This is a genomic window from Nocardia beijingensis NBRC 16342 (genome assembly GCF_001612785.1).
GTDB classification, from domain to species: Bacteria; Actinomycetota; Actinomycetes; order Mycobacteriales; family Mycobacteriaceae; genus Nocardia; species Nocardia beijingensis.
In genome coordinates this window covers 1-7,992 of record NZ_BDBC01000089.1, presented here as the reverse complement: position 1 = coordinate 7,992, position 7,992 = coordinate 1, and the positions used below count along the sequence as shown (strand labels likewise).

The following is a 7,992-nucleotide window of genomic DNA, read 5'->3' as shown; positions in this document are numbered from 1 at the left end:
CCACCGAGCTGCGGGACGCGGTGCCGGTGGCGGGGTTGCCGGTGGTGGTGCTCGAGCAGACGCGGCAGTTCTCGGATGCGCCGGTGTCGGACGCCGAGCGGGTGGCGCGGTTGCGTCCGGACAACCTGGCGTATGTCATCTACACCTCCGGCTCCACCGGCGTACCCAAGGGCGTGGGGGTCGCGCACCGTAACGTGGTGGAGTTGCTGGCCAACACCCAGCCGTTGTTCGGGTTCGACGAGAATGATGTGTGGACGCTGTTTCATTCCTACGCGTTCGACTTCTCGGTGTGGGAGTTGTGGTGCGCGCTCGCGCACGGCGGCAGCGTGGTCGTGGTCGACTATGTGACTTCCCGCTCGCCCGAGCAGTTCCGCGAACTGCTGATCCGCGAACAGGTCACGGTGCTGAATCAGACGCCGTCGGCGTTCTACCAGCTGGCCGAGGCCGACCGGACTGCGGCGGATGGGGGTGAGTTGGGGTTGCGGTATGTGATCTTCGGTGGTGAGGCGCTGGATCTGCGGAAACTGCGCCGCTGGTATGACCGCCACGGTGAACGCACCCGGTTGGTGAACATGTACGGCATCACCGAGACCACCGTGCACGTGTCGTTCCTGCCACTGACCCCCGCCGACGCGCAGGAGCCGGCCAGTGTGATCGGGCGCGCCCTGCCCGGTTTGGACGCCTACGTGCTCGATGACCGGTTGCATCCGGCGCCGGTGGGGGTGGCCGGGGAGATCCATGTCCTGGGTGCGCAGCTGGCGCGCGGGTATCTGGGGCGGGCGGGGTTGACCGCGACCCGGTTCGTGGCCAATCCGTTCGGGGCGCCGGGTTCGCGGATGTATCGCAGTGGCGACATCGGCCGCTGGCGCACCCGCGGTGCGGACGCCGCCCTGGAATACGCCGGGCGCGGGGATCAGCAGGTGCAACTGCGGGGGTTCCGGATCGAACTCGGCGAGATCGAAGCCGCGTTGCTGGCCTGCGCCGGGGTCGGGCAGGCCGTGGCGGTGGTCCGCGCCGACGAACACACCGGTGACCGGTTGATCGGCTACGTCGTGCCCGACACCCACGCCGGTGTCGACCCGACCGCGGTGCGCGCCGAAGTCGCCGGATTCCTCACCGGCTACATGGTCCCCGACGCCGTCGTCGTCCTCGACACCCTGCCGCTGACCCCCAACGGCAAACTCGACCGCCGGGCGCTGCCCGCGCCGGAGATCCTCAGCACCGTCGACTACCGCGCGCCAGAGACGACCACCGAGCAGACGGTCGCGCGGGTGTTCGCCGAACTGCTCGGCGCCGACCGCGTCGGGTTGGACGACGACTTCTTCGCGTTGGGTGGTAACTCGCTGCTGGCGGCCCAGGTGGCCGGACGGCTGCGGGAAGCGACCGGAGCGACGGTGCAGGTGCAGTGGTTCTTCACCGACGCCACGGTGGCGGGCCTGGCCGCACGCATCGACGGGGGCGACTCCGACGCCGCCGCGGCGCTCGACGTGCTGCTGCCCATCCGGGCGAGCGGGTCAGCGGCCCCGCTGTTCTGCCTGCACCCGATGTACGGCTTGGCCTGGTCGTACGCGGGCCTGGCCCAGTTCATGCCCGCCGAGCAGCCGATCTTCGGCCTGCAATCGCCTGCGCTGTCGGAGGACGGCGAGCTGCCCGGCTCGCTGGACGAGCTGGCCGAGCGCTACCTGTCCGAGATCAGGGCGGTGCAGCCGCAGGGCCCGTACCGGTTGCTCGGCTGGTCCCTCGGCGGCGTGCTCGCCCATGCCATCGCGACCAGGTTGCAGGACGCGGGCGAGCAGGTGGAGTTGCTGGCCATGATGGACAGCCATCCGAATCCGGACGTGGTCGGTTTCCGCGCCGCGGTGCGCGGCGCGCTGGCCGAACTCGGACTCGGCACGGCGGCCACCGCGGACGGCGACGTCTACGAACTCGACGACGAGTCGCTGGCCGCACTGCACGCCATGATCCCGGCCGACCTGGTCGCGGTGACTCCCGAGCGGCTGCGGCGGATCTATCGCAGCGCGGTCCGCTCGGCCGAGCTGATCGCCGAGCACCGTCCCGGAATCTTCCGCGGCACCGTGCAGTACTTCAGCGCGGCGGTCGCCGACCCCGCCGACGAGTTGCGCGCTGCCGCGGCCGACTGGTGGCCGTATGTCCAGGGCATGGTCGTCGATCGGCCGGTCGAGGTCACCCACGCTCGGATGGCCACACCGGAGGCGCTGGCGGTGATCGGTCCGCAGCTGGCCGCTCTGCTCGACGGCCGTCGTTGAGCGTCCCCGCCGACGTCGCGACCCGAATCGCGCGACGGCAGGGAATAATCAACCGCGGCACTCGTCACACGCGTCCGTTCCCGGCCCGAAATCCTCGGATCGTGGCCGGTCACGGGGGGCGTGCGCCGGTGGTTCGGTAACGATCGACATGCGCGCGTTCGATGATCCCTGGGCGGGGAGCATGGTGACGTGCGGGTGGCGACGATAGACAGGGTGAGGCAGCACGATGGTTCGGGCAGTCGGGCAGCGGTGTGACGAGACTGCGGAAGCGGTGCGCGCATGACCCGCCCGGCGCGTGTGCGCCCGACCCGGACCCGCCGTCCCCGCGTCACCACCCTGCCGCAGTTGATGGCCACCGCCGTCGAGGCCAACCCCAGCGGTGCGGCCGTGGTGTTCGCCGACGCCACCGCGACGCTGGCCGAGCTGAGCTATGCCCAGCTGGACGACTGGTCCACGCGTTTGGCGCGTCTGCTGATCGATCGTGGGGTGGGTCCGGAGGATCTGGTCGCGGTCGGTATTCCGCGTTCGGTGGAGTCGGTGGTCGCGGTGTGGGCGGTGGCCAAGACGGGTGCGGGTTTCGTGCCGGTGGATCCGAACTATCCGGCCGACCGGGTCGAGCACATGGTCGCCGACTCCGGCGCGGTCTTCGGGCTGACCATCGATGAACTCCGCGGCGACCTACCGGCCCGCGTGGAGTGGCTGTCCATCGACACCGCGGAGTGCGCCCGGCGGCTCGAGGAGTTCCCCGCCGATCCGGTGACCTACACCGATCGGGTGCGTCCGCTGCGCGCGGAGCATCCCGCTTATGTCATCTACACCTCCGGCTCCACCGGCAAGCCGAAGGGCGTGGTGGTCACGCAGTCGGGGTTGGCGAGCTTCTGCGCCGAGCAGCGTGACCGCTACCGGGTGACGAGCGCGTCGCGGACGTTGCATTTCGCGTCGCCGTCGTTCGACGCGTCGGTGCTGGAGTTGCTGCTCGCGCTGGGCGGCGCGGCGACCATGGTCGTCGCTGCCCCCACCGTGTTCGGCGGCGAGGAATTCGCGTCGCTGGTGCGCCGGGAGGCCGTGACCCACGCGTTCGTGACGCCCGCCGCGCTGGCGTCGGTGGACCCGGCGGGGCTGGACGAGTTGCGTGTGGTGGTGGCCGGTGGCGAGGCGTGCCCGCCGGAGCTGGTGCGGCGCTGGGTGCTGCCGGTGTCCGGTGGGCGCACCCGCGAGTTCTTCAACGGGTACGGCCCCACCGAGACGACGATCATGACGAACATCAGCGCGCCGCTGGTACCCGGGGAGCCGGTGACGATCGGCGCGCCGATCCGGGCCGTCACCGAATACGTGCTGGACGAGCGTTTGGTGCCGGTTCCCAGCGGAGTGGCCGGGGAGCTGTACATCACCGGCGCGCAACTGGCCCGCGGCTACCACGAACGACGGGGGCTGACCGCGTCCCGCTTCGTCGCCAACCCGTTCGACACCCATGGCTCCCGGCTCTATCGCACCGGTGATCTGGTGCGTTGGACGCCAGGTGGTGAGTTGGAGTATCTGGGTCGCAATGATTTCCAGGTGAAGATCCGGGGTTTCCGGATCGAGCTGGGTGAGATCGATGCGGTGCTCGCGGCGCACGAGACGGTGGATTTCGCGGTCACCGTGGGTCACCAGCTGGACAGCGGCGCGACGATTCTCGTCTCGTATGTGCACGCCTCGCCGGGCATGGACGCCGACGCGGCCGAGCTGGCCGCTTTCGCCGAGCAGAGCCTGCCCGCGCACATGGTGCCGACCGTCGTCATGGTGCTGGACGAGATCCCTTTGACGCCGGTGGGCAAATTGGACCGCGCGGCGCTGCCCGCGCCGCGGTTGCGGACCACAGTGTTCCGCGAGCCGGTCGGCCCGCTCGAAGAGCTGGTCGGCGCGGTGTTCGCCGAACTGCTCGGCCCGGGAGCGCCGGTCGGCGCGGACGACGATTTCTTCGAGCTGGGCGGCAACTCGCTGATCGCGACGCAGGCGGCGGCCCGCCTCGGCGCCGCGATCGCCGCGCGGGTGCCCGCGCGGCTGATCTTCGAGAGTCCCACCGTCGCCGCGCTCGCCGCCCGGCTGGAGCCGTTGCAGGGCGCGGGCGACCGGCGCGCGTTGGTGTCGGTGGAGCGTCCGGAGCGGGTGCCGTTGTCGTTGGCGCAGCGGCGGATGTGGTTTTTGAATCAGTTCGATACCGGTTCGGCGGCGAACAATATTCCGTTCGCGGTGCGGTTGTCGGGTGTGTTGGATGTGGCGGCGTTGCAGGCGGCGGTTGCTGATGTGGTGGGTCGTCATGAGACGTTGCGGACGGTGTATCCGGCGGTGGACGGTACGGGGTATCAGCTCGTGCTGCCCGCCGCGCAAGCCGTTCCCGACCTCGCGCCGAAGCCGGTGGCCGAGCACGAGCTGCCGGATTGGCTGCGTACCTTCGCCGCCGCCGGTTTCGACGTGGCGGCCGAAATGCCGCTGCGTATCGCGCTGGCCGAGATCGGCCCCGCCGACCACGTGGTCGCGGTGGTGGTGCATCACATCGCGGCCGACGGCGCCTCGGTCGCGCCGTTCCTGCGGGATCTGCTCAGCGCGTTCCTGTCCCGGCGCAACGGCGCGCGCCCGTCCTGGCAACCACTACCCGTGCAGTACGCGGACTACACCCTGTGGCAGCACGCGATGCTCGGGGACGAGAACGACCCGGATTCGATCGCGGCGGACCAGATCGCGTACTGGCGCAGGACGCTCGCGGGCATCCCGGATCGGATCGACCTGCCCTCGGACCGGCCGCGCCCACCCGTCGCCTCCGGCCGCGGCGCGGAGTACTCCTTCGCGGTGGACGCCTCGGTGCACCGAGCGCTCGCCGAACTGGCCCACAGCGCGGGCGCCTCGGAGTTCATGGTGGTGCACAGCGCGCTCGCGCTGCTGCTCGCCCGGCTCACCGGCACCGACGACATCACCATCGGCACGCCGGTGGCAGGCCGCGGCGAGCGGGAACTCGATCCGCTGATCGGCATGTTCGTCAACACGCTGGTACTGCGCACCCGGATCGATCTCGGCGCGTCGTTCCGCGCGCTGCTGGACTGCGCGAAGGAAACCGATCTCGGCGCGTTCTCGCATGCCGAGCTGCCGTTCGAGCGGCTGGTCGAGGTGCTCGACCCGGTGCGGTCGCAGGCGCATCATCCGCTGTTCCAGGTGGCGCTGTTCTACCAGAACCTGAGCAGGCCCGAGATCGATCTGCCCGGACTGTCCGCTCGCGTGCTCGAATTCGACAGCGCCGTGGCGAAGTTCGATCTGCAATTGACCGTGGTGCCCGACGCCGACGGGGAGGCCATGGGCTTCACGGCGATGTTCACCTACGCCACCGACCTGTTCGACGAGCGGACGATCGCCGAGTTCGCCTGGCGGCTGGATCGGCTGCTCACCGTCGCCGCCGCCGAGCCGGACCGGCCGATCGGCGCGATCGATCTGCTCGCTCCCGCGGAGCGCGAACGCATCCTGTTCGAGTGGAACAGCACCCGGTATCCGGTGCCAACCGAACTGCTGCTGGACGGCTACCGGCGCGCCGCCGAGGCCTACGCGGACGAGGTCGCGTTGGTGTACGAGGGCGCGGAGCTGACTTATCGTGAGTTCGATGCGCGGGTGAATCGGCTTGCGCGGTTGTTGATTTCGCAGGGTGTGGGTGCGGAGTCGTTGGTGGGGTTGGCGGTTCGTCGGTCGTTGGATCTCGTGGTGGGGATGTATGCGGTCGTCGCGGCGGGTGGGGCGTATGTGCCGTTGGATCCGGATCATCCGGCCGAACGCATCGCGCACATCCTGGCAACGGCGCGGCCGGTCTGCGTGCTCACCACCTCCGCCGACGCGGTGGACGTGCCGGAAGGCACCGCGGTGCTGCTGCTGGACGCGCTGGATCCGAACCGGTTCGACGACAGTCCGGTGCGCCCAGAGGAGCTGTTGCGTCCGGTGTTGCCGCAGCATCCGGCGTATGTGATCTTCACGTCGGGTTCGACCGGCCGCCCCAAGGGGGTGACGGTCTCGCACTTCGCGATCCAGAACCAGGTCAGCTGGATGCTCGCGGCGTATCCGCTCGACGCCGACGACGTGTACCTGCAGAAGACGGCGACGACGTTCGACGTCTCGCTGTGGGGCTACTTCCTGCCGCTGCGGGTGGGCGCGAAGCTGGTCGTCGCCGCCAACGACGGGCACCGCGATCCGGTATACGTCGCGGAAACCATCGCGGCGCAAGGTGTGACGGTGACGGACTTCGTGCCGTCCATGCTGGCGGTCTTCGCCGCGCACACCGCGCCGGGGTCGTGCCCCACCTTGCGCGACATCTTCGTGATCGGTGAGGCGCTGCCCCCGGAGACCGTCGCCGCGGTGCGCGCGGTGTCCGGCGCCGCCGTGCACAACCTCTACGGCCCGACCGAGGCCGCGGTGTCGGTGACCTATTGGCCCGCGACCGCCGCGGACGAGCGTTCCGTGCCGATCGGTGTGCCGCAGTGGAACACCCAGGTGTACGTGCTCGACGCGCGTCTGCAACCGGTGCCCGCGGGTGTGCCGGGTGAGCTGTATCTCGCGGGTGATCAGCTGGCCCGCGGTTACGTGCGGCGTCCCGACCTGACGGCCGATCGGTTCGTTGCCGATCCGTTCGGCAACGGCGACCGGATGTACCGCACCGGTGACCTGGTGGTCTGGCGCAACCCGACCGATGTGCTGCCGCATCGGCTCGACTACCTCGGCCGGACCGATTTCCAGGTGAAGTTCCGCGGCCAGCGGATCGAGCTGGGTGAGATCGAGACGGCGCTGCTGGCGCAGCCTTCGGTGAGCCAGGCGGTGGCCGTGGTGGCGCCGTCGTCGCTCGGTGACCAATTGGTCGCCTACGCGGTCCCGGCTCCCGGGCGATCGATCGACCAGGGGGAATTGCTCGCGGCGATCGGGGAGACGCTGCCCGCCTATATGGTTCCGGCCGCGATCGTCGCGCTCGACGCGTTTCCGCTGAATCCCAGCGGCAAGCTCGATCGCAAGGCGCTGCCCGAGCCCGCTTTCAGCGCGCGGGAATTCCGAGCGCCCGCGACAGCGGTCGAGGAGATCGTGGCGGGTGTATTCGGTGAGGTGCTCGGACTGGGCCGGGTGGGCGCGGATGACGATTTCTTCGCGCTCGGCGGTAATTCGCTGGTCGCCACGCAGGTGGTGGCGCGTCTGGGTGCCGCGGTCGACGCTCGGGTGCCGGTGCGGGCGTTGTTCGATACCCCGACCGTGGCGGGGTTGGCGGCGGCGTTGGAGTCGCACACCCACGGCGAGCGTGGTGTCGAGCTGGGCAGCATCGCCCGGCCGGAGCGGTTGCCGTTGTCGTCGGCGCAGCGGCGGATGTGGTTCCTCAACCGTTTCGACCACGCGGACGACGCTGCCGCCGCGACCGGTTCGGCGGCCTACAATCTGCCCTTCGCCTTGCGGTTGACCGGCGAACTGGATGTCGCCGCGCTGGGTACGGCCCTGCACGACGTGGTGGCCCGCCACGAGGTGCTGCGCACGGTGTACCCGGAGACCGCGGATGGCCCGGTGCAGGTGGTACTACCCGCCGGGCAGGTTGCGCTGGATGTGGCGGCGCACGCGATCGGCGTGGACGAGGTCGCGCGCGAGGTCTACACGCTCGCGGCGATTCCCTTCGATGTGACCGCCGAAGTGCCCGTGCGGGTGCGGCTGCTGCGGATCACCGATGCGCCACGCGAGC

Annotated in this window: 2 protein-coding genes; both read left to right on the top strand. The window is 70.1% G+C overall.

Annotation, left to right across the window (positions count from 1 at the left end):
• On the top strand, positions 1 to 2,267 hold a 2,267-nt coding region (locus NB3_RS33615), incomplete at its 5' end, for an amino acid adenylation domain-containing protein (RefSeq protein ID WP_157112165.1).
• Positions 2,268 to 2,546: 279 nt separating this feature from the next.
• Positions 2,547 to 7,992 (top strand): non-ribosomal peptide synthetase (locus NB3_RS33610; protein WP_157112164.1); only part of this gene is annotated, 5,446 nt, incomplete at its 3' end.